Annotated in this window: 17 protein-coding genes and 1 pseudogene; 8 read left to right on the top strand and 10 right to left on the bottom strand. The window is 63.1% G+C overall.

Annotated elements, in window-relative coordinates; all coding sequences use genetic code 11:
* Nucleotides 1-108: 108 nt before the first annotated feature.
* The 3 genes from V6093_RS26480 to V6093_RS26470 form a co-directional block, all read right to left on the bottom strand.
* Complete coding sequence (locus V6093_RS26480) at nucleotides 109-4,554, bottom strand: NEL-type E3 ubiquitin ligase domain-containing protein (protein WP_179052286.1); 4,446 nt, start codon at nucleotides 4,552-4,554, stop codon at nucleotides 109-111.
* Nucleotides 4,555-4,699: 145 nt separating this feature from the next.
* Nucleotides 4,700-5,722, bottom strand: a complete 1,023-nt coding sequence (locus V6093_RS26475) for an AraC family transcriptional regulator (protein ID WP_003250084.1) — start codon at nucleotides 5,720-5,722, stop codon at nucleotides 4,700-4,702.
* Between the two features lie 200 nt (nucleotides 5,723-5,922).
* Nucleotides 5,923-6,786 (bottom strand): LysR substrate-binding domain-containing protein, encoded by an 864-nt coding sequence (locus V6093_RS26470; protein ID WP_003250081.1) that lies wholly within the window; start codon nucleotides 6,784-6,786, stop codon nucleotides 5,923-5,925.
* Nucleotides 6,787-6,898: 112 nt separating this feature from the next.
* On the opposite strand from V6093_RS26470, the gene V6093_RS26465 reads away from it, so the two are divergent.
* Nucleotides 6,899-8,005, top strand: coding sequence for a 2-aminoethylphosphonate--pyruvate transaminase (locus V6093_RS26465; protein WP_003250079.1), 1,107 nt, complete (start codon nucleotides 6,899-6,901; stop codon nucleotides 8,003-8,005).
* A gap of 34 nt (nucleotides 8,006-8,039) precedes the next feature.
* A complete protein-coding gene (gene phnX, locus V6093_RS26460) occupies nucleotides 8,040-8,867 on the top strand; it encodes a phosphonoacetaldehyde hydrolase (RefSeq protein ID WP_003250077.1) in 828 nt (275 codons plus the stop codon).
* A gap of 681 nt (nucleotides 8,868-9,548) precedes the next feature.
* On the opposite strand, the gene V6093_RS26455 is transcribed toward phnX, so the two are convergent.
* Nucleotides 9,549-10,613 carry an AI-2E family transporter gene (locus tag V6093_RS26455; RefSeq protein WP_004576775.1) on the bottom strand — a complete coding sequence of 355 codons (1,065 nt, stop codon included), beginning with the start codon at nucleotides 10,611-10,613 and terminating at the stop codon, nucleotides 9,549-9,551.
* 133 nt (nucleotides 10,614-10,746) lie between these two features.
* Here V6093_RS26455 and yegQ point away from each other — a divergent pair, with 133 nt between their 5' ends.
* From yegQ to V6093_RS26430, 5 genes and pseudogenes are all read left to right on the top strand, one after another.
* The gene (gene yegQ / locus V6093_RS26450) at nucleotides 10,747-12,081 is read left to right on the top strand and encodes a tRNA 5-hydroxyuridine modification protein YegQ (RefSeq protein WP_047604607.1); all 1,335 of its coding nucleotides are present in this window, start codon (nucleotides 10,747-10,749) and stop codon (nucleotides 12,079-12,081) included.
* A 131-nt stretch (nucleotides 12,082-12,212) separates the two neighbouring features.
* Nucleotides 12,213-12,563 (top strand): annotated as a pseudogene (locus V6093_RS26445) (copper resistance protein B); the annotation flags it as partial.
* Nucleotides 12,542-12,970: a DUF411 domain-containing protein gene (locus V6093_RS26440; RefSeq protein ID WP_003248913.1), complete on the top strand. Its 429-nt coding sequence runs from the start codon at nucleotides 12,542-12,544 to the stop codon at nucleotides 12,968-12,970. The pseudogene V6093_RS26445 and the gene V6093_RS26440, both read left to right, overlap by 22 nt.
* A complete protein-coding gene (locus tag V6093_RS26435; RefSeq protein WP_003248912.1) occupies nucleotides 12,970-13,407 on the top strand; it encodes a YqaA family protein in 438 nt (145 codons plus the stop codon). The genes V6093_RS26440 and V6093_RS26435 overlap by 1 nt, the downstream gene beginning before the upstream one ends.
* A 75-nt stretch (nucleotides 13,408-13,482) precedes the next feature.
* Nucleotides 13,483-14,481 carry an alpha/beta fold hydrolase gene (locus V6093_RS26430; RefSeq protein ID WP_012053114.1) on the top strand — a complete coding sequence of 333 codons (999 nt, stop codon included), beginning with the start codon at nucleotides 13,483-13,485 and terminating at the stop codon, nucleotides 14,479-14,481.
* 72 nt (nucleotides 14,482-14,553) lie between these two features.
* On the opposite strand, the gene V6093_RS26425 is transcribed toward V6093_RS26430, so the two are convergent.
* The 6 genes from V6093_RS26425 to V6093_RS26400 form a co-directional block, all read right to left on the bottom strand.
* Nucleotides 14,554-15,135, bottom strand: coding sequence for a DinB family protein (locus tag V6093_RS26425; protein WP_047604606.1), 582 nt, complete (start codon nucleotides 15,133-15,135; stop codon nucleotides 14,554-14,556).
* A 13-nt stretch (nucleotides 15,136-15,148) separates the two neighbouring features.
* Nucleotides 15,149-16,255: a cell division protein ZapE gene (gene zapE, locus V6093_RS26420; protein ID WP_265980188.1), complete on the bottom strand. Its 1,107-nt coding sequence runs from the start codon at nucleotides 16,253-16,255 to the stop codon at nucleotides 15,149-15,151.
* A 42-nt stretch (nucleotides 16,256-16,297) separates the two neighbouring features.
* Nucleotides 16,298-17,443 (bottom strand): PQQ-dependent sugar dehydrogenase, encoded by a 1,146-nt coding sequence (locus V6093_RS26415; protein ID WP_047604604.1) that lies wholly within the window; start codon nucleotides 17,441-17,443, stop codon nucleotides 16,298-16,300.
* Between the two features lie 22 nt (nucleotides 17,444-17,465).
* A complete protein-coding gene (locus V6093_RS26410) occupies nucleotides 17,466-17,783 on the bottom strand; it encodes a hypothetical protein (RefSeq protein WP_014861516.1) in 318 nt (105 codons plus the stop codon).
* Between the two features lie 155 nt (nucleotides 17,784-17,938).
* Nucleotides 17,939-18,904, bottom strand: coding sequence for an agmatinase (gene speB, locus V6093_RS26405; protein WP_004576768.1), 966 nt, complete (start codon nucleotides 18,902-18,904; stop codon nucleotides 17,939-17,941).
* A 25-nt stretch (nucleotides 18,905-18,929) separates the two neighbouring features.
* Entirely contained in the window at nucleotides 18,930-20,009 is a 1,080-nt protein-coding gene (locus V6093_RS26400) for an extracellular solute-binding protein (RefSeq protein ID WP_004576767.1), read from the bottom strand.
* 102 nt (nucleotides 20,010-20,111) lie between these two features.
* Here V6093_RS26400 and V6093_RS26395 point away from each other — a divergent pair, with 102 nt between their 5' ends.
* Nucleotides 20,112-21,002 (top strand): LysR family transcriptional regulator, encoded by an 891-nt coding sequence (locus tag V6093_RS26395; protein WP_019752083.1) that lies wholly within the window; start codon nucleotides 20,112-20,114, stop codon nucleotides 21,000-21,002.
* Nucleotides 21,003-21,176: the final 174 nt, after the last annotated feature.

Below are 21,176 nucleotides of genomic sequence, written 5' to 3'. Positions count from 1 at the left end.
TTTCTTGTTTTTGGAGTTGAAGCATCGGTCCGACGATGTTCGCGCCGCTCATGCGCGGCGGCAATGGCCAAAGCTGTCAATCTGGATGACTGGTTTGGCCGCCGCCAGTCACCCCTCTGCGCGCTCGGCTGCACGCAGGTAGGACTGGGTGAGCCCTGCGACCAGGCGCTCGATGTCGAGATCCTGCTGTGCCTGCAGCCGGTGTAGTTGCTGCTCGAAGGCCGCCGGCGCCAAGACAGGACGTTGAGCCTGCAGCTCAAGCGTGCGCCGCGTGTAATCCGCACTGAGGGCATCGAACATTTGGTCATGTTGCTGGCGCAGGTAACGTCGCCAGAACGCGCGCTGGCTCAGGCTATCGGTCAGGCCCTCGATGGTCTGCGCGCGCGTAACCCGCAGGAACGCATCCTCTATCTGGGCCTGTGTCAGCGCGACAGCTTCGGGATAGCGCATGGCATATGGCTGGTTGGGCAGCTGCAACCGGCTACGAAGTTGCACCCTGTAAGCCAGCCCCAATGCCAACTGGTCAATATGTTCACTGGCAGCCAGACGCTGCCGGCCATCCTGGTAGGCAATCCCTTCCAGTTGATCCAGCCGGAATAGTTGCCTGCCCAGTTCGAGCAACTCACCCCTGCTTTCAAGGTTGGCTGCGGCGGCTTCTGCCTGCGCCTGCCTCACCGATACTTGCAGTGCACTGAAGTGACTGGCAACGGCGTCCGAACATGACAGCGGCCGGCCGGCCTGCTCAAAGATCCGCCGGCACAGCACCGGGTCGCCGTCCAGCGTAGCCAGCAGTGTCCATACGCCCTCAACCAGCGCATCCCGCCCTTCACCCGCTTCGCTGTAGTCCGCTGTCATCTCCAGGCGAGCCAACAACCTGAACAACCCGCTGCTACCCGCTTGCTCCAGCAACCGCAGCCACACGCCCTCCCGCTCGGCCTGAACCGTCGCATCCGTATGGCCTACCCAACGCGTACGGGCCCTGACCAGGTCAACTGAACCCAACTGCTCAGGGGAGTGCCGGTGCTCTTCGATCACATCGAGTGCATACAACCCTCTTTGCTGCATGACCGACAAGGGGTTGTTTTCTATCAGAATGGCGCGTCGAAATGCATAAGGCATCAGCTGGATCTCGGTGGGCACTTCGCGGAGTTGATTGTTGCGCAGGTCAGCACACTCGAGTAGACCACAGAGCTCCAGGCGACGCGGCCAACTGCCCAGGCGACAATGACGCAGGTTCAGGCTAGTCAGCCGAGAAAGTTGATGAAAGCTCATGTCCAGCGCTTCCAGCCGGTTATGGCTGAGATCAAGATGCGCAAGGTTGGACAAACCATGCAAAACGCCGATCGCCTGGGCATCGAGGCGTATCTCGTTATGCGCCAACCGAAGCGATTGAAGATTCGGTAAATGGGCAATGCCTGTTGGTAGACGCATCAACGCGTTGTTGTTGAGGTTCAGGTGCGTCAGGGCAGTGAAGGGGCGAAGGAAGTCGACCGGTATGTCAGTAATCCGGGTGTCGTTCACGCTCAGCAGGGTAATGCGATGGAAATCGATGTTCGGCGGCAGTGCCGGCAGTGTGCGCAAACTCAAACCGCTCATCGACAAGCGCTGCCCTTGTGTTTGCCCCTCGCCGGCCGAACCAGGCTCGCCCTGCAGTCGCCAGGCTCGCAGGATGCTATCGGCCGTCAACCTGCGGGCGGCGCGTCGACCCTCCTGCAACTCGGCACCGACCCAGCGATTCAGGTACAGCACCAGCTGGTCATGGGCTTCCTGCAGTTCTACCAGGCGCTCGAAGACTGGCTGCGGGCCTTGTTGCACACGCGCCAGCTCCACATCGAGCGCGGCCTCGTCCAGGCCAGGATAAAGCGACCGTAGCTGGTCACGAATGATCGCCCGCTCATCCCTGGGTGCAGCGCCAGGGCGGCCACTGAGCGGGTATCCCACGCGCCCATCGTCCATGCGACGCCCTGGATTGAGCCAGGCCTGCTCCTCTGGCCAGCCGAGCATGCGCGCGATATCCCAATGGGAAGCGGGTAACCGCGCCAGAAGTTTCTCACGCAATTGGCTCGCCGCAGCACTGCCCACCAGTTGCATCGCTGCCCGCTGCTCTGATGTCAGTGCGGCAAAAAGCGCCTCGAAGATACATCCCGGCTCGTCAGCAATAAGCACGTGTGGCACACCTGACCCGTTGTAGATCAGAAACCTGCCTTCATGCCGGACCACTATTCTTCTTGCCTCGGTTCGCCCGCCGCTACCGAGGCGCCTGATAGACCGCCCATCCAGCCCGCTGTCACGCAAGTCAAGGTCAAGGTGCTCGAGTTCGAAGCTATCCAGCAACGCAAGGGCCAACTCGCCGGTGACATCACTGTACGCTGTGCTCAGATACAATCCCGCCAGCCCCCGGCTCAGGCGAGCCAGACGCAAGAGCGAACGGGCGTTCTTCGCGCACGGCAATGGCAGCCGCCGCTCGACCCGCGCCATTTGGTGCTCAAGCTCATGTGCTTGGCCGGTTACTTCATTTATGTAGGCCGAAGGCAAACCCGGGAAGTCCCGCTTGACCAACATGCTCAGCGGGTCTGCTGCAAGTGACTGCTCTGTCAGGTGGGCAAACAATTGCGGCCGCAACCCGGCCTCATGCACCCGGATCTGCTCCAGTCCGGCGCCCACGTCTGGCCTTGCTTCACACCAGGCCAGCAGTTCACTGTCCGATGGCACCAACGCCTTCAGCCGAACACGCTCGAAAAACGTTTGAATGCGTGCATGCGCCTGGAAGGCGCGCAAGGTTTGGCCAAGGCTCACCGGCGCCGGGCGATTTTCCACGAGAACGCCGCGCAACAAATCTGCATCGATACCTGCCACCCGCATGATCTGCTCGGCCTGATGCGCGTCGACAGGGGAATGCTGTGGCCATAATGCATCCAGCATGCGAGCAGGCGCCTGCCAGCTGAGTGGTTGCTCACGCATCAGTTGCCAGCCACGCTCACCATTGTGCAACACGACCGGCCCGTAGCCGCCCTCACTCGCTACATGGCGCAGGCGATAGGGGCCATCGGCGATAGGCTGATGCACTTCGAAGTTGCGCCCATCGATACGGACCCAGCGGCGGCCCACCTCGCCATAGCGTCCCTCTTCAAACAGGTCGATAGCGCCCGGCAGTGATCGATAATTCCTGGCGTTGAACTGCCACAGGCGACCGCGCCCATTCCCAAGGCTTACCGGCTCCAGGCCCGCGACAAACGCACTGCGCACAAAACTGACACCCGCCACCGTCGCAGCGGTAGCCGCCAAGGTTTCGGCAACCCCCAGCAGATGCTGCAGCGCTTCGTGTTGGTGCCCTCTCGACCAATCCCGTGTCCCTTCGAACACTTCAGCGCACGTCTGGGCAACCACCTGACCCAGCAGCACGCCGCCCACAGCCGGGATGAACAAGCCGGCGAGGTTTACCAGGTCCAGACCTGCCGCTTTCCACTCAGCGTGTCTGGCGCTTACCGCCAGGCTATCAGCGTCGGCAGTCGGTACCAGCAGCAACCGGGCATCTTCCTTGGCCCGTTGCACTTGCCGAGTCGCCAGTTGCGTGAAGATCCCTCCTTCAGGAGTTTCACCCTCAAGCTCCAGGTCCGGCAGCTTGTCTTTCAAGCGCTTGCCGAGGGTACTGACAAAACCTGCACGGTGCTCAAGGCTGATGAGCTGTGTGAAGTACTGCCAGTAACCGGGATCTGGCAACAACATCGCCACGGTACTGTTCATGGAGGCGGCATTATCGAAGAACCGCAATGCCTGCCGGGGATCACCAGGCAGGTAAAGTACGATGCCCCGTTCATTTCCCGTCTTGTCTTGCAGGTGGATCAGCAAGCCATCGACCACAGGTTTCCCTAGTGCCCTCAGCAGCATGGGTTTGCCTTCAAGCCCTTGTTGTCGCTGCTCCTGACCGTGGTCCACCAGCTCGCGCAGTGCAAGCTGCACATCGACGCTTATGTTTCCCTGCAAAGCCGCAAGCTCGGTCGCCAGCTTCAGCCCCGAACGTTTGTCTTCAGCCAGCACCGCCTGGGTAGCTGGCTGGAAGATCCTTTGCAACGCGTCCTGATAGCACTGACCAACGTCCAGATTGCGACAGGCCGTAATCAATGCTTCCAGCGATGCATTCAATGGTTTATCGCTGCCTGGCAAAACCAGCCCCGTGCCCTCGTAGTAGCGGGTATTCGCAGCAAAGTTGCGCATCAGCCGCAGTAACCCGTTTTCACGCGTCTGGCTGTACCCGTATGTCTGTTGCAAGGTACCTGGCAGTGTGCCGAAGCGCGGCGCTACCCGCAGCCATTCGAGCTGGGCAAATACCTGCCCGTCCGGCAACGGTGCATCCAGCAAAGCCGCCAGGTGCTTCTCGGCAAACTGCTGGAGCGGCAGTAACTCAAGCGTCAGGCCACTCAAGCGTGCCTGGCTGGCGTGGTGCGCGTTCAGGCTGGTGCGCAGGGTGTTGATCTGGCCCCGTGACGCGCGTTTGAGCCACTCAGGTAATCGGGCACCGATGAATGGGTCATGGTCAGTCGCATTGATAATCATGGTGGGTTCCACAGCTATTTGACGAAGCCAACCATGTTGTTCAAATGCCGGACCAGGATGCAGAGGGAACGGGTTCGATCGGCGCCTGCTCGGTAAGCCTTCTGGGCCCGCGCGGTAATGCACTACGGCAGGAAGCGTTCGCCCTTCAGTGCCCTGCCCCTCGCGCCTGGATCAATGCCCGATAATGCCCTGGGTTGCAGCCGAACCACTTGCGAAATGCCTTATAGAACGAGCTGCTGTCGGCGAACCCCAAACGCTCGGCAAGCTCGCCCATGGCCACGTCTTCCTGGCTGAGCCAGGCGATCGCCAGCTCCCGTCGTACGCTGTCCTTCAAGCCCTGGTAGTTCTGCCCCTCTTCTGCCAGGCGCCGCCGCAGGGTCGATGGCGACAGGCACAGCTGCCGGGCCAGGCGGTCAGCATCGGGCCATTGCGCAGGGGCCAGGCGCAGCAGGTCGGTGCGGATACGCCGCCCGAGGCTGGCCGGGTCACGGTATTTGACCAGGATATTGCCCGGCGCTTCGGCCAGAAAACGCTGCAGTTCCTCTTCACTGCGCCGCAGGGGCAAGTCGAGGCATTGCGAAGCGATGATCATGCGTGTGCGTGGACGCTCAAAATGCAGGTTTTCCGAAAACATGACCCGGTAGTCGTCGCAAAAGGGTGGTTCGGTACAACGCAGATCAATGCTCAGAATCGGGATACGCCGCCCGGCCAGCCAGCAGGTCACGCCATGCACGATCATCCAGAACGTGAAATAGGTGAACGCGCGGCGCGGTTCGTCACGCGGCTCATTGATGACAATTTCGGCCAGGCCTTGCTGGCGCACCAGGCTGGGCTGCATGTCTTGAAGCATCAGCGACAGAAATGCCAGCGAGGTGTCCAGGCCTGCACCCAGGGTTGGTTGGCCCATGCTGGCACGGCACATGAATGCCAGGCTGCCACTGCGCAGACCGCGCGGGTCCATCGCGAAAAATTCGTCGTTGCAGCGCCGGGCCAGCAAGCGCCACAGGCGGGCATAGGACTCGGCACTGACCCTTGCCTCTGGCAGGTGCAATTGTTCAACGGCGATGCCCGCCCTGGCCAGCAAGCCGCTGTCAGGCTCACCGGCAGGGCAGGTCTGCAACAGCGCTTCGCGCACCAGCTGCATGGAAATGGTGTCTTTGTCGCTCATCGACGGTCCTGTCGGCTGATTGCCGGCCATATTAGGGTCTGTATGAAAAGCCTTGAGACGAAGGTCAGGCAAGGCGAAAACAGCCGAGGAAGCGGAGTTTACGGGTTGTAAATGAGCATTCCGAGGCTGTTTTCAACGCAGCATCACCGAGTATCAAGGCTTTTCATACAGAGCCTAGGGTGCCCCGCAGCAAACAGCCATCATAGCCCCGCTGCCAGGCTCAGGAATGCCTGAATCAGGCGCAGTTCGCGACGGCGCTCCAGGCAGCCGATCACGTGTTGGTTGACAAGGCCCTCGCCGGCCAAGGGTCGTGCCACCACACGGGGATCATTGGCCACTTCAGTGGAAGAAACAACGCCAATACCCAGCTGCGAGGCCACTGCCTCGGTTACCGCCTCCCGGCTGTCCAGCTCCAGCAATACACGCGGTTGCACGCCCGCCTTGATGCAGGCCTTGTCGAAGGTGCGCCGGGTGGTGGAGCTGGGTTCGCGCAGCACCATGATCTGCTGGTGCAGCTCGGCCAACGGCAAGTCCTCCCGCTCGCTGGCCCAGGCGTGCCCCACGGGTAACAACGCACACAGGCGCGACTCACAGAGATTTTGCAGGTGCAGCCCTTTGCGCGGCTCGATTTCGGTCAGCACTGCCACGTCGGCATGCTCGCCGAGCAGCGCAGCCAACGTCTCCTGTGCATTGCCCAGACGCAAGTTGACGGTGACGCCAGGGTACCGCTCACGCAGCAGCGCCAGCATCGGCATGACCCGGTGCGGGCCGTCGGCGGCTACCTCCAGGCGCCCGGTCAGCAACTGGCGGTTGGCCTCGAGCATGGCCTGCGCTTCTTCAGCCAGGCCGAACATGGCGCGCGTGATGGCCGCCAGGCGCGTGCCCTCTTCGGTCAGTTCCACGCGCCGTGCAGTACGCCGCAGCAAGGTGATCTGGTAGTGCTCCTCCAGGGCCTTGACGTGCCCGGTCACCGCCGGCTGGCTGATGAACAGGCGCTCGGCAGCGCGGGTAAAGCTGCCCTCACGGGCCACGGCGTCGAAGGCGCGTAGCTGGAACAGGTTCATATTTATCGGCCTGACTTATAGCTGGGATAACAACAAACAATTTGATTGATGACAGTGCGAATTGCAACCTAGGCCCCGTAGTTTCAGCCCACCGCTTGTGAGGAATAACGGAATGAGCAACGCCCCGATTCTGCTGACCCCAGGTCCCCTGACCACATCAATCCGCACCCGCCAAGCCATGCTGGTGGACTGGGGCTCCTGGGACCGTGACTTCAACCAATTGACTGCCAGCGTCTGCGAACAACTGCTGGCCATCATCGACGGCGCCAGCAGCCACCACTGCGTACCCCTGCAAGGCAGCGGCACCTTCGCCGTGGAAGCGGCCATCGGCACCTTGGTGCCACGCGATGGCAAGGTTCTGGTACTGATCAACGGCGCGTACGGCCAGCGCCTGGCGAAGATCTGCAAAGTGCTGGGTCGCACTTACAGCACCTTCGAAACGGCAGAAGACCAGCCGACCACCGCCGCCGACGTCGACCGGCTGCTGGCCGAAGACTCGGCCATCACCCATGTGGCGCTGATCCACTGTGAAACCAGCACCGGCATCCTGAACCCGCTGCCCGAAATCGCCCAGGTGATCAAACACCATGGCAAGCGCCTGATCATCGATGCCATGAGCTCGTTCGGTGCGCTGCCGATCGATGCCCGCGAAATCCCCTTCGAAGCGCTGATCGCAGCCTCCGGCAAGTGCCTGGAAGGCGTACCCGGCATGGGCTTCGTCTTCGCCGAAAAAAACGCCCTGGTGGCCGCCGAAGGCAATGCCCACTCGCTGGCCATGGACCTGCACGACCAGCACGCCTACATGGCCAAGACCGGGCAATGGCGCTTCACCCCGCCTACCCACGTGGTCGCGGCCCTGCACGAAGCACTGCAGCAATACAACGAGGAAGGTGGCCTTCCGGCCCGCCACCAGCGCTACGCAGACAACTGCAAGACGCTGCTCGACGGCATGGCAGCCATCGGCCTGCGCAGTTTCCTGCCTGCCGAGATCCAGGCGCCAATCATCGTCACCTTCCACGCCCCCACCGATGCCCGCTACCAGTTCAAGGACTTCTACGAGCGGGTCAAGGCCAAGGGTTTCATTCTCTACCCGGGCAAGTTGACCCAGGTCGAAACCTTCCGCGTCGGCTGCATCGGCGTGGTCGGGGCGGACGGCATGCAGGCCGCCGTGAATGCCGTGGCCGAGGTGCTGCGGGAAATGGAAGTGCTGGACATCTGACGCTTTGCCCACCCGAATTCAGGAGTTAGCGCACATGAACTACAACAACCCCACCCAACTGCAAGCCGCCATCCTCGACTGGGCTGGCACCGTGGTCGATTTCGGCTCATTCGCCCCCACCCAGATCTTTGTCGAGGCCTTTGCCGAGTTCGACGTGCAGGTGTCCATCGAAGAAGCCCGAGGCCCGATGGGCATGGGCAAATGGGACCATATCCGCACCCTGTGCGACGTACCGGAAATTGCCGAGCGCTACCGCAAGGTGTTCGGCCGTACCCCGACCGATGATGACGTCACCGCCATCTACAACCGCTTCATGCCGCTGCAGATCGAGAAGATCGCCGTGCACTCGGCACTGATCCCCGGTGCGCTGGACACCCTCACCGGTCTACGCCAGGACGGCCTGAAGATCGGCTCGTGCTCGGGTTACCCGAAAGTGGTGATGGACAAGGTGGTGGAACTGGCGGCGCAGAACGGCTACGTAGCCGACCATGTCGTGGCCACCGACGAAACCCCGAACGGCCGACCATGGCCGGCCCAGGCCTTGGCCAACGTGATTGCGCTGGGGATTGACGATGTAGCGGCCTGCGTGAAGGTGGACGACACCGTGCCAGGCATTCTTGAAGGCCGCCGTGCCGGCATGTGGACCGTGGCGCTGGTCTGCTCGGGTAATGCCTTGGGCCTGACCTGGGAAGGCTTCCGGGCGTTGAGTGCCGAGAAACTGGAAAGCGAGCGCCAGCGCATCCATGCACTGTTTGCCGGCTCCCGCCCGCACTACCTGATCGACACCATCAACGACCTGCCCGAAGTGATTGCCGATATCAACCGGCGCCTGGCCAAGGGCGAGATGCCGCAAGCCTTCTGACCCTTGCGTTTTCGCAGTGGTAGCGGCCCTTGCGCGACACAAGGCCGCGCCTACGGCGGCCTGCGCCCAATCACCGACCTGTGTCCACCCTCGATCAGGCGTAGGAGCGGGTTTACCCGCGAATACGGTGGCGGCAACAACGGTGAACGCCTGGTGGAAATTGGCCAGCAGGCCCGGCCCTTTCGCGGGTGAACCCGCTCCTACACGCGGCCTGCGCCCAACCACCGACCTGTGTCCACCCCCGATCCGGTGTAGGCGCGGGTTTACCCGCGAATACGCTAGCGGCGGCAACGGTGAACGGCGGGTGGAGATTGGCCAGCAGGCCCGGCCCTTTCGCGGGTGAACCCGCTCCTACACGCGGCCTGCGCCCAACCACCGACCTGTGTCCACCCCCGATCCGGCGTAGGAGCGGGTTTACCCGCGAATACGGTAGCGGCGACAACGGTGAACGGCGGGTGGTAAATGGCCAGCAGGGCCGGCCTCTTCGCGGGTGAACCCGCTCCTACACGCGGCCTGCGCCCAACCACCGACCTGTGTCCACCCCCGATCCGGCGTAGGCGCGGGTTTACCCGCGAATACGCTAGCGGCGGCAACGGTGAACGGCGGGTGGAGATTGGCCAGCAGGCCCGGCCCTTTCGCGGGTAAACCCGCTCCTACGGCCGACAAACCTGAGCTAGAACGTTATTGTGGCAATTGCACCCGCGGTTTGGTCGCGGCAAAGATCGCCCAGCTGGAGACGAACAGCGCCGCGATCAACGGACCGATCACGAAGCCGTTTAGGCCGAACACCGCCAGCCCGCCAAGGGTCGACACCAGGATCAGGTAATCCGGCATGCGCGTATCCTTGCCCACCAGGATTGGCCGCAACACATTATCCACCAGGCCGATCACCAGCACCCCGAACGCGGTAAGCACCACCCCTGGCAGTATCGCCCCGGTCAGCAGGAAATACGCCGCTACCGGCGCCCAGATAATGCCCGCGCCCACCGCCGGCAGCAGCGACAGAAACGCCATCAGCACCGCCCACACCAACGCACTCGGGATATCCAGCACCCAGAAAATAAAGCCTCCCAACGCACCTTGGGTAATGGCCACCAGCACGTTGCCCTTCACCGTCGCCCTCACCACACGATTGAACTTCAACTGCAAACGACGCTTCTGGTGCTCGGGCAGCGGGACGGCCATCCGCACCCGGCGCGCGACTTCCGGACCATCACGCAGGAAAAAGAACAGCAAGTACATCATGATGCCAAAACTGATCAGGAACTCGAATGTGCCCTGCCCAAAGCTGAACGCCTGGCTGGCCAATACCTGGCTACCCTGGGTTGCCCACTTGGCGATCTTGTCACGCAGCCCGTCGAGGTTACCCATGCCCATGTTGTCCAGGCCACGCTGGGCGAATGCCGGGAGCATGTCCTTGCCGCGCTCGACGTAACCGGCGATGTCCAGTTGCCCGCTTTCGATGCGCTGGTACAGCGTGGCGCCCTCTTGAACCAGCAGGGCGCTGGTGATGATCACCGGCAGGATCGCCACAAGCAGGCACACCAGCGTGGACGTGGCCGCGGCAAGGTTACGCCGCCGACCGCAGCGGATCAGCAAGTGACGCTGCAGCGGGGCGAACAAAATGCCGAGAATCACCGCCCAGAAGATTGCGCCGTAATACGGCAGAAGAATCCAGAAGAAGGCAATGGTCACCAACGCCAAGAGTACTGCCAGGGCTTTGTTCTGTAGCGCGGTTTCGTTCATCGCAGTTCCTCAAATGGCTTATGAGTGATTAGTGCACCGCACCTGGACAAAAGTGCCGTGCTCACTTGACGCAAATCAATACGCGCCTTGTCCATCGCCCCTAGCATCCCGGCCTTTTTGCCCCGGTGCGCACATGAACCCTACTGCCAAGCCCGAACTGCTGGCCCCCGCCGGCACCCTCAAGACCATGCGCTACGCGTTTGCCTACGGCGCCGATGCGGTCTACGCCGGCCAGCCGCGTTACAGCTTGCGGGTGCGCAACAACGCGTTCGATCACGCCAACCTGGCGCTGGGGATCGAGGAGGCGCACGCCTTGGGCAAGCGCTTCTACGTGGTGGTCAACATCGCCCCGCACAATGCCAAGCTCAAAACCTTCCTCAAGGACCTGGCACCCGTGATCGAGATGGCGCCGGACGCGCTGATCATGTCCGACCCCGGGCTGATCATGCTGGTGCGCCAGCACTTCCCACAGATGCCGGTGCACCTGTCGGTGCAGGCCAACACTGTCAACTGGGCCAGCGTGCAGTTCTGGCAGCAACTTGGCCTGACCCGGGTGATCCTGTCACGGGAGCTGTCGCTGGACGAAATCGAGGAAATCCGCCAGCAGGTGCCGGGCATGGAACTGGAAGTGTTCGTGCACGGCGCCCTGTGCATGGCCTATTCCGGCCGTTGCCTGCTGTCGGGCTACCTCAACAAGCGTGACGCCAACCAGGGTAGCTGCACCAATGCCTGCCGCTGGAAGTACGACGCCACGCCGGCCACCGAGAACGCCACCGGTGACATCGTGCGCCAAGTGCAGCCCACCCTGGGCCTGGGTGCGCCCACCGACCAAGTGTTCCTGCTGCAGGAAAGCAACCGCCCCGGCACTGAAATGCCGGCGTTCGAGGATGAGCACGGCACCTACATCATGAACGCCAAGGACCTGCGCGCCATTCAGCACGTCGAGCGCCTGGCCTTGATGGGCGTGCATTCGCTGAAGATCGAAGGCCGCACCAAATCGCACTTCTACTGTGCCCGCGCGGTACAGTCGTATCGCCAGGCGATCGACGACGCGGTGGCCGGGCGACCATTCGACCGCGCCCTGATGGGCAACCTCGAATCCCTGGCGCAACGCGGTTACACCGAAGGTTTCCTGCGCCGCCACGTGCACGACGAGTACCAGAACTACCAGCGCGGCAACTCGGTGTCCGAGCGCCAACAATTCGTTGGCGAGCTGACCGGCGTGCGCGTCGACGGCCTGGCCGAGGTCAAGGTGAAGAACCGCTTCGCCGTGGGCGACCATCTGGAGCTGATGACCCCGCGTGGTAACTACCACTTCGACCTGCACCGCCTGTGCAACCGCCAGCAGCACGCCATCGAGGTAGCACCGGGCGATGGCCACGTGGTGTATCTGCCGATCCCGGAACAGGTTGCCCTCGACTACGGCCTGCTGATGCGCGACCTCCGCATCGACGAAGCAGCAAGCTGACAACACTGTAATGTGCACATCAGCTACCTGACAGCCGGCGGCAGCGAACATCGTGGCGCTTCTGCATGAGGCCACGCCATGTTGCGCAACCCCTCGCGCCGTACGTTTGTCAAAGGCCTGGGCGCCGCCAGCACGCAGGCGGGCGGCAACAAACCGCGCTGCGCCTGGAAGCCGCTTACGCTATGCTGCTGACCAACCGCTGGATACTGGAGCCGACCCTGGAGGCCAACCTCTACGGGCGCAACGACGCCGGGCGCGAGCAAGGCGCGGGGTTGGCCGACAGCGTGGTGGGCCTGCGCCTGCGCGACGAGATCACGCACGGCTTCGCCCCCTACGTCGGGCTCAGTTTCAACCGCCTGCGCGGCTCACGTGCCAACCAGGCCCTGGAAGACGGCGAAGAGCTGGGCCGGACCCGCCTTGTCGCCGGTATCCGCCTGCGTTTTTTAAGGAGTGCTTCACCATGCTGCGCAAACACCTGCTGACCCTGAGCCTGCTGGCCGTCACTGGCCTGGCCCAGGCCGCCGAGACCATCGACGTCTACCGCGACCCCAACTGCGGCTGCTGCAAGGCCTGGATCAGCCACCTGCGTGACAACGGCTTTACCGTCAACGACCACGTCGAGCCAAACATGAGCGCCGTCAAGCAACGCCTCGGCGTGGCGCCACGCCTAGCGTCTTGCCACACCGGGGTGATCGACGGCAAGTTCGTCGAAGGCCACGTGCCGGCCGAGCAGGTGCGCCTGCTGGCCAAGCGCAACGACCTCAAGGGCCTGGCGGTGCCGGGCATGCCCATGGGCTCGCCCGGCATGGAGATGGGTGACCACAAGGATGCCTACCAGGTCATCGGGGTGACCCAGGATGGCCAGGACACCGTGGTCGCCAACTACTGATGCTCAGCCTGGGGGCGCTGTTTCTCAGCGCCTTTGGTGCCGCCACCCTGCTGCCGCTGCAATCAGAGGCCGTGCTGGTCGGTCTGTTGCTGCGCCAGCCCGAGGCATGGGCGATCCTGCTGCTGGTAGCCACCCTGGGCAACGTGCTCGGCTCGGTGGTCAACTGGCTGCTGGGCCGGGCCATCGAGCACCTGCGCGACAAACGCTGGTTCCCTTTCAGCGCTGCCCAGCTGGCGCGTGCGCAGCAGCGCTACCAACGCTGGGGGCAATGGTCGCTGCTGCTCAGCTGGATGCCGGTGATCGGTGACCCGCTTACGCTGATCGCCGGGATCATGCGTGAGCCGTTCTGGCGCTTCCTGTTGCTGGTGACCCTGGCCAAGGCTGGCCGCTATGCAGTGCTTGCCATGATCACCCTGGGCTGGTTTCACGCCTGGTAACACCTTTCAGGTTTCGCGTGGTCCACTGCCTGTTAGAGTCGCCCCATTCAACCTGGCCCTACACGGAGTGCCCCCATGCTGCGCGCAACCGCCCTCGCCCTGGCCTGCCTTGCCAGCAGTTCGGCCATCGCTGCCGAGTCGCCTACCTACGGCCCCCAGCTTGAAGGCTTCAGCTACCCGCACCCCCTCAAGCATTTCGACTTCAAGTCCCAGGGCCAGGCCCTGCAGATGGGCTACATGGACGTGCCCGCCCAGGGCCAGGCCAACGGCCACAACGTGGTGCTGATGCACGGCAAGAACTTCTGCGCCGCCACCTGGGAAACCACCATCGACGCCCTGAGCAAGGCCGGCTACCGGGTCATCGCGCCCGACCAGGTCGGCTTCTGTACGTCGAGCAAACCGGCGCATTACCAGTACAGCTTTCAACAACTGGCCGACAACACCCATGCCCTGCTCGAACAGCTGGGTGTGAAGCAAACCATTGTGCTCGGCCACTCCACCGGCGGCATGCTCGCCACCCGCTATGCGCTGATGTACCCCCAGCAGGTGGAACGCCTGGCAATGGTCAACCCGATCGGTCTGGAAGACTGGAAAGCGCTGGGGGTGCCCTACCGCACCGTGGACCAGTGGTATGCCCGCGAACTCAAGCTGGATGCCGAAGGCGTACGTGCATATGAACGCAAGACCTATTACGCCGGGCGCTGGAAGCCTGAGTACGAACGCTGGGTGCAGATGCTGGTGGGCTTGAACAAAGGGCCGGGGCATGAAGCGGTGGCGTGGAACTCGGCGCTGATCTACGACATGATCTTCACCCAGCCGGTGTACCACGAGTTCAAGCACCTGCAGATGCCGACCCTGCTGCTGATCGGCGACCAGGACACCACGGCCATCGGCAGCGATATCGCGCCGCCGGAGGTAAAGGCCAAGCTGGGCAACTATGCAGAGCTGGGGCCGCAGGTAGCCAAGCTGATACCCAAAGGTGAGCTGATCACGTTCGAAGGCATGGGGCACGCGCCGCAAATCGAGGAACCGGTGCGGTTCAATCGCACCCTGGTCGAATGGCTGGGCAAGTGAGCCAATGATTGGCCCCTGTGGCAGCGTACGCTTTTGTACTTTGCACAAGACCGCTGCTGCCACAGGGTGCCATTACACTTTCCAGACCTGCTCTTCTGTCCAGCCCAGCTCGGCAAAGTCGCCCGCCCGCAACTCGGCCTCTTCCTCGCAGAAAAACTCATCCAGCTGTGGTGGCCTGACCGCTGTATCACTGAGCATTGCGTGCACCTGCCCACGGTGATGCACCTGATGTTCGAACAGATGCGCCAGCAACCGCAGCCGCTGCTCGCGCTGCACCCGATCGGGCCGAACGACGCTCACATAGCGGCCCAGGTCGCCATCACTCAGCCCCCGGCAGTAGGCGATCAAACGGTGGTCAGCCTGGGCCTGCTCGGCATGCAGATCGGTGCAGGTGGCAAACGGCTGTTCCGGGTCGAAAAAGCGTTCGCCGTCGGCATCGGGCTGCTCGCCGCGCTGCTCGCACTCGAGCATATGCAGGTAAAACCAATCCACCGTCAGCAAGTGGTTGAGGGTGGCCTTGATCGACGGGAAGTAGCTGCAACGCGGGGCGACGAACTCGTCCTGGGTCAGTTGCAGGCAGGCCTTGTACAGGCGGTGGTTGGCCCAGCCATTGTTATAGGCCTGGGTCAGCAGATGATGCGATAGCGGCTGCATGGTCGGCTCCTTTTCAGGCGAAGCGTTGCAGTTGCATCTCCCGTAGCCGGCTGAGGGTGCGCTGGTACGGGAACGCCAGATACCCTTGAGTGTAGAGGGCATCGAGCGGCACCTGTGCCTCCAGGTACAACGCCACCCGACGGTCATAGCATTCGTCGACCAGGGCAATGAAGCGGCGAACCGCATCGTCCTTGGGCGACAGCGCCGGCAGTTCACGGTCACCCGCCACGACCCTCGCCGCGCCATCTTCGGTGCCTCGGGCAATACGCCCCGCCCGCTGTTCCCCGCCCAGCGCCGGAATGCCGGAGACCAGAATCGAGGGAAAACGGTCGCACAAGGCCATGAACTCCATGGCCGCCAAGGGTTGATCGCACAGATCCGTGAAACAACACCAGATAGCCTGCTCACTGCGCCGCACGACGTGAATGTGCCTTGAGCCAATAATCAAGGGCTGATCCGTGCCGGCGTCTTTGGGGCTGAGCTGGCGAAACACCTCGGCCAACGGGCTGGCCTGCCCTGCCTCGGCTACCCAATAGCGCTGCCGCGCTTCACCGGGGTGCAGGCGGTGATCCTGCTCGCCCGCTACCGGCAGGACCTGCATGTGACGACCAATGGCGGCGATGGCCGGCAGGAACCGCTCGCGGTTGAAACCATCGCGGTAGAGCTGCTCGGGTGGCTGGTTGGAAGTGGCAACAATCACCACGCCGTGATCGAACAATACCTGGAACAGGCGGCCGAGGATGATCGCATCACCGATGTCGTTGACGAACAGTTCATCAAAGCACAGCACACGGATTTGCCGCGCCAGCTCCGCCGCCAGGGCCAATAGCGGGTCGGCGGTGCCGTTGAGCTGAAACAGGCGTTGATGCACCCAGGCCATGAAGTGATGAAAGTGCTGGCGCCGGCTCGGTATGCGCAGACACTGGTGGAACTGGTCCATCAACCAGGTCTTGCCGCGCCCGACCGGGCCCCAGAGGTAGAGGCCCTGGGTGGGGCGGCCCTGCTCGAGGGACTGGAAGCAGGCTTGCAAAGCCTCGACGACGCGGGCCTGGGCGGGGTCAGCGACGTAGCCCCGAGTGCTCAGGGCTTGCTGGTAGAGGGTTTGGGGGTCGATGGCCATGGCCGCATTCTACCCGACTGTCACCCTCGGTGCAGGCGCGCGTCAGTCGGCCAGGCCGACCTTGAGTAGCGCGCCGTCCTTGTCATCGGTCAGTACATACAGGTAACCATCTGGCCCCATCCGCACATCACGGATACGTGCCTTCAGGTCACCGAGCAACCGCTCTTCGTGCACCACCTTGTCACCCTCCAGTTGCAAGCGGATCAATTCCTGCGTGGCCAGCGCCCCTATGAACAGATTGTGGTCCCAGGCCTTGAACGTTGGGCTGTCGTAGAACGCCATACCGCTGATACCCGGTGACTTTTCCCATACATGGTGCGGGTCGACCATGCCGTCCACATGCTCGCCCTTGGCCTCGGGGATGGGCAGCAGCGAGTAGTTGATGCCGTGGGTCGCAATCGGCCAACCATAGTTCTTGCCAGGCTTTGGAATGTTGATTTCATCCCCTCCGCGCGGGCCGTGTTCGTGGGTCCACAGCTGGCCGGTCCAGGGGTTGAGCGCGGCGCCTTGCTGATTACGGTGGCCGTACGACCAGATCTCCGGGCGCACGTTGTCCTTGCCGACGAAGGGGTTGTCTTTGGGCACTTCGCCGTCCGGCAGAATACGCACGACCTTGCCTTGCAACTTGTCCAGGTCCTGGGCAGTGGGACGTTGGTTGTTCTCGCCCAGGGCGATGAACAGGTAGCCATTGCGGTCGAACACCAGCCGCGAGCCGAAGTGGTTACCCACCGACAGCTTGGGCAGCTGGCGGAAGATCACGGTGAAATGCTCCAGCCGGGCGCGGTCCTCGGACAGCTGCCCGCGGCCGACCGCAGTACCGGCCTTGCCGTCACTGCCCTCCTCGGCGTAGGACAGGTAAACGGTGCGGTCCTTGCCGAACTCCGGTGACAGTGCCACATCCAGCAAGCCGCCCTGGCCTTCGGCCCAGACCTTGGGTACACCGCTGATCGGCGGGCCGACCTTGCCTTCGGCATTGACCAGCCGCAGGTTGCCGGCGCGCTCGGTCACCAGCATGTCCTTGCCACCGGGCAGGAAGGCCAGGGCCCAGGGGTTGCGCAGGCCATCGGCAAGCGTGTCGACGATCAAGGTGCCTTCTTCGCTGGGGAACCGCTGTTCGGCCGCCGCATGCGCCCACAGTGGCAGCAGCGCGGCGGCGGTCAGGGTGACTAGCCAGGGTGCTCGAAGCATGCCGGATTCCTTTCAAGTGGGCTTAAGGCGCACGAGGGTTGTCGCGCGGTGGCCGGGTGGGTTCCAGGTTCGGGGTTTGCTGCTGACGGCGCAGGTTGTCGCCATTGCCGATGCCGCGGTTGTCCAGGGTGGGTGGGCGCTGGTACGGGTCGGTGGACGGGCCACGTACCGGAGGCGTAGCTGGCATGCTGCCTTGACGACTGTTGGGGTTGGCCCGCTGGATCGGGCTGTTGTAAGGGTTGCTGTTGCCGGCAGCATGTTGCACGGGCTGCTGCGCAGCTGCGTGCGCGGGCAGGCACAGCGCCAGGCTGAGGGCCAGGATGGGCAATGTCGGGGTCATGCTTCACCTCCTGTACGAAAATGCCGCGCCTGGTGGGTTTGATAGCCTAAGGCGCGAGGGGTTCGCGGCAAAAGTGTGAATGCGGGTGGAGTTGATTCCTGATGTTTCAGTATGGGCCGCGGAGGGCTGCTTCGCCCTCCAATGGCCGCAACCTTCTACTGGCCGTTATCCACCTTGTGCCGCGCCGCATACAGGCACAGCATCTCCATGGCCAGGGTTGCCCCGGCCAATGCGGTGATATCGGCATGGTCATAGGCTGGCGCCACTTCCACCAAGTCCATGCCTACCAGGTTGATGCCACGCAGCCCACCCAAAATCTCCAGCGCCTGCACCGTGCTCAGCCCGCCACACACTGGCGTTCCGGTACCGGGCGCGTAAGCCGGGTCGAGGCAGTCGATGTCGAAGGTCAGGTACACCGGCCGCTCGCCCACCCGCTGGCGAATCGCTGCAATCACCGCCTCTGTGCCCTGGCGGTGCACCTGCCTGGCGTCGAGAATGGCAAAGCCCTGGCTGTCGTCATTGGTCGTGCGCAGGCCAATCTGCACCGAGTGGGCCGGGTCAACCAGGCCTTCGCGGGCGGCATGCCAGAACATGGTGCCGTGGTCTATGCGCTTACCCGCCTCGTCCGGCCAGGTGTCACTGTGCGCATCGAAATGGATCAGCGCCAGCGGGCCATGGCGGCGGGCGTGAGCCTTGAGCAGCGGGTAGCTGATGAAGTGGTCGCCACCAAGGGTCAGCATGGCGCAACCCGCCTGCAGAATGTGCTCGGCATGGGCCTCGATGCTGTCCGGTACCGACTGCGGCGTGCCGCTGTCGAAGGGGCAGTCGCCATAGTCGATGACCGCCAGGTGGTCGAACGGGTCGAACGCCCACGGCCAGTGGCGGGCCCAGGCCTGCTGGACCGAGGCAGCACGGATTGCCCGCGGGCCGAAGCGCGCGCCGGGGCGGTTACTGGTGGCCGTGTCGAACGGCACACCGCTGACCACCACATCCACACCGCGCAAGTCGCGGCTGTAGCGGCGGCGGGAAAAACTGACAACACCGGCGTAGGTGCTTTCTGCGGCGGTACCATACAGGCTATCGCGGGTCATGGCCTGGTCATTGCTTGCGGCTTGGTCCACGGTCGGGCTCCTTGATTGTCATGGGCTACTGCCGGCTGCGGAAGGCGGTCCACAGACGGTTGCGTTGTCGCAGGTCGGCCAAGGCCATGCTGCGGTCGGCATACAGGCGCTGACGCACCTCGGCCGACGGATAGATATCCGGGTCGTTGCGCACCGCTTCGTCCACCAGCGGCGTGGCAGCCTGGTTGGCATTGGCGAAGAACAGCGTGTTGGTCAGCGCTGCCACCGACTCTGGCTTGAGCATGAAGGCGATGAACGCCCGTGCGGCCTCGGGGTGCGGGGCGTCCTTGGGGATGACCAGGTTGTCCTGCCATACCAGCGTGCCTTCGCGGGGGATGCGGTAGATCACCTCGAACGGCTTGCCGGCACGACGGGCCTGGTCGGCGGCCATCGCGGCATCACCGTTGTAGGTCAACGCCAGGCACACGCTGCCATTGGCCAGGTCGTTGATCTGCCGGCCGTTGGCAACGTAGCTGACCGACGGCTGCAACTGGCTGAGCAGGTTCTGCGCGGCAGCCAGGTCATCCTTGTTCTGGCTGTAAGGGTCCTTGCCCAGGTAATTGAGGGCTACGCCGATCACCTCCTGGGGCGAGTCAGGCAAAGCGATGCCGCAACCCTTCAGGCGGGTGGCGTACTCGGGCTTGAACAACAGGTCGAGGCTGTCCAGCGGTACATCGCCAAGGCGCTGGCGTACTGCCTCCACATTTACCCCCAGGCCCAGCGTGCCCCAGGTGTACGGCACAGCATGGCGGTTGCCGGGGTCAACCTCGGCCAGTTTGCCCAGCAGGTCCTTGTCGAGGTTGCCATAGCCAGGCATGGCCTGAGCGTTCAGCGGTTGCAGGGCATTGGCCTTGAGCGCTCGGGCCAGCACGGTGGACGACGGCACCACCACGTCGTAGCCGCTACCACCGGTCAACAGCTTGGTTTCCAGCACCTCGGGGGTGTCAAAGGTGTCGTAACGCACCTTGTAGCCCGTTTCCTGTTCGAAGCGCTGCAGGGTTTGCGGGGCGACGTAATCGGCCCAACTGTAGAGATTGACGACCTTTTCTTCGGCCTGCAGCGGCAGGGCCAGAACCAGAGACAAAAGGCACAACGATCGACGCATGGCGGACACCTCGGTAAATGGGTGGATGCCGCGAGCATGCCAGCCGGGTTACATTGCACAAATGGCAAGTTTGCAAAGCTGACATTCATCAGGAGCAATGTAATGCTCGGACAAGTGCACGACCCCGACCTGCACCTGCTGCGGCTGTTCGTCACTGTAGTCGAGGCAGGTGGCTTCAGCGCCGCTCAAGGCGTGCTGGGCCTGAGCCAGCCCACCATCAGCCAGCGCATGGCGCAACTGGAGGCACGCTTGGGTTACCGCCTGTGCAGCCGCGGCAAGGGTGGTTTTCGCCTGACGGAAAAAGGTGAATTGCTATTGGAGGCGGCGCGTGGGCTGCTGCTGAACATCGAGCAGTTTCGCCAGCAGGCCAACGGCGTTGCCGGGCGGCTGCTGGGAACTGTGCGCATAGGCATGGCGGAAAATCAGGACAAGGCGGTGAGCCTGAAACTGGCGGCGGCCATTGCGGCATTTCGCAGGCGAGAAGAATCGGTGCAACTGGAGCTTGTCAGTGCACCGCCGGCGGAGCTGGAACGGCTGTTGCTGGAGCAGCGACTGGACTATGCCATCAGCTACTTTTCCGGCAACCAGGCGGCCTTTGATTACCAGCCCTTGTTCGCGGAGCGCCAGCGGCTGTATTGCGGCAAGGGGCATGTGCTGTATGGCGAGACGGATGTTGGGCTTGAGCGGTTGCTGGACATGGACCAGGTGCGCCATCCGTACCGTTTTCTCAAAGGGGGCGAGCCATTCCAGAGCAGACGCAGCACGGCAGTGGCGGAGCAGATCGAAAGCGTGCTGACGTTCATTCTGTCTGGGCGGCATATTGGCTACTTGCCATGCCACTGTGCACAGGCCTGGGAGGCCGAGGGGCTGTTATGGGCGCTGGACCCTGAGCTTGATTTTGGGGTGCCGTTCACCTTGGCCCGGCACCGGGCACAGGGGGTTGGAGAGGCAGCCCATGTATTTGCGCAGGATTTGCTGGCGGCGTTTGCCTGAACCGGCCCCTTCGCGGGTTTACCCGCGAAGGGGCCGGGCCTGCTGGCCAATTTACACCCGCCGTTCACCGTTGCCGCCGCTACCGTATTCGCGGGTAAACCCGCTCCTACATCGGATCGGTGGTGGACACCTGTCGGTGGCTGGGCACAGGCACCGTCGTGTAGGAGCGGGTTC

The organism is Pseudomonas putida group bacterium ESBL64 (assembly GCF_045277175.1).
GTDB classification, from domain to species: Bacteria; Pseudomonadota; Gammaproteobacteria; order Pseudomonadales; family Pseudomonadaceae; genus Aquipseudomonas; species Aquipseudomonas alloputida.
The sequence above is the reverse complement of the archived record's forward strand: the minus strand, read 5'-3'. Positions and strand labels throughout refer to the sequence as shown.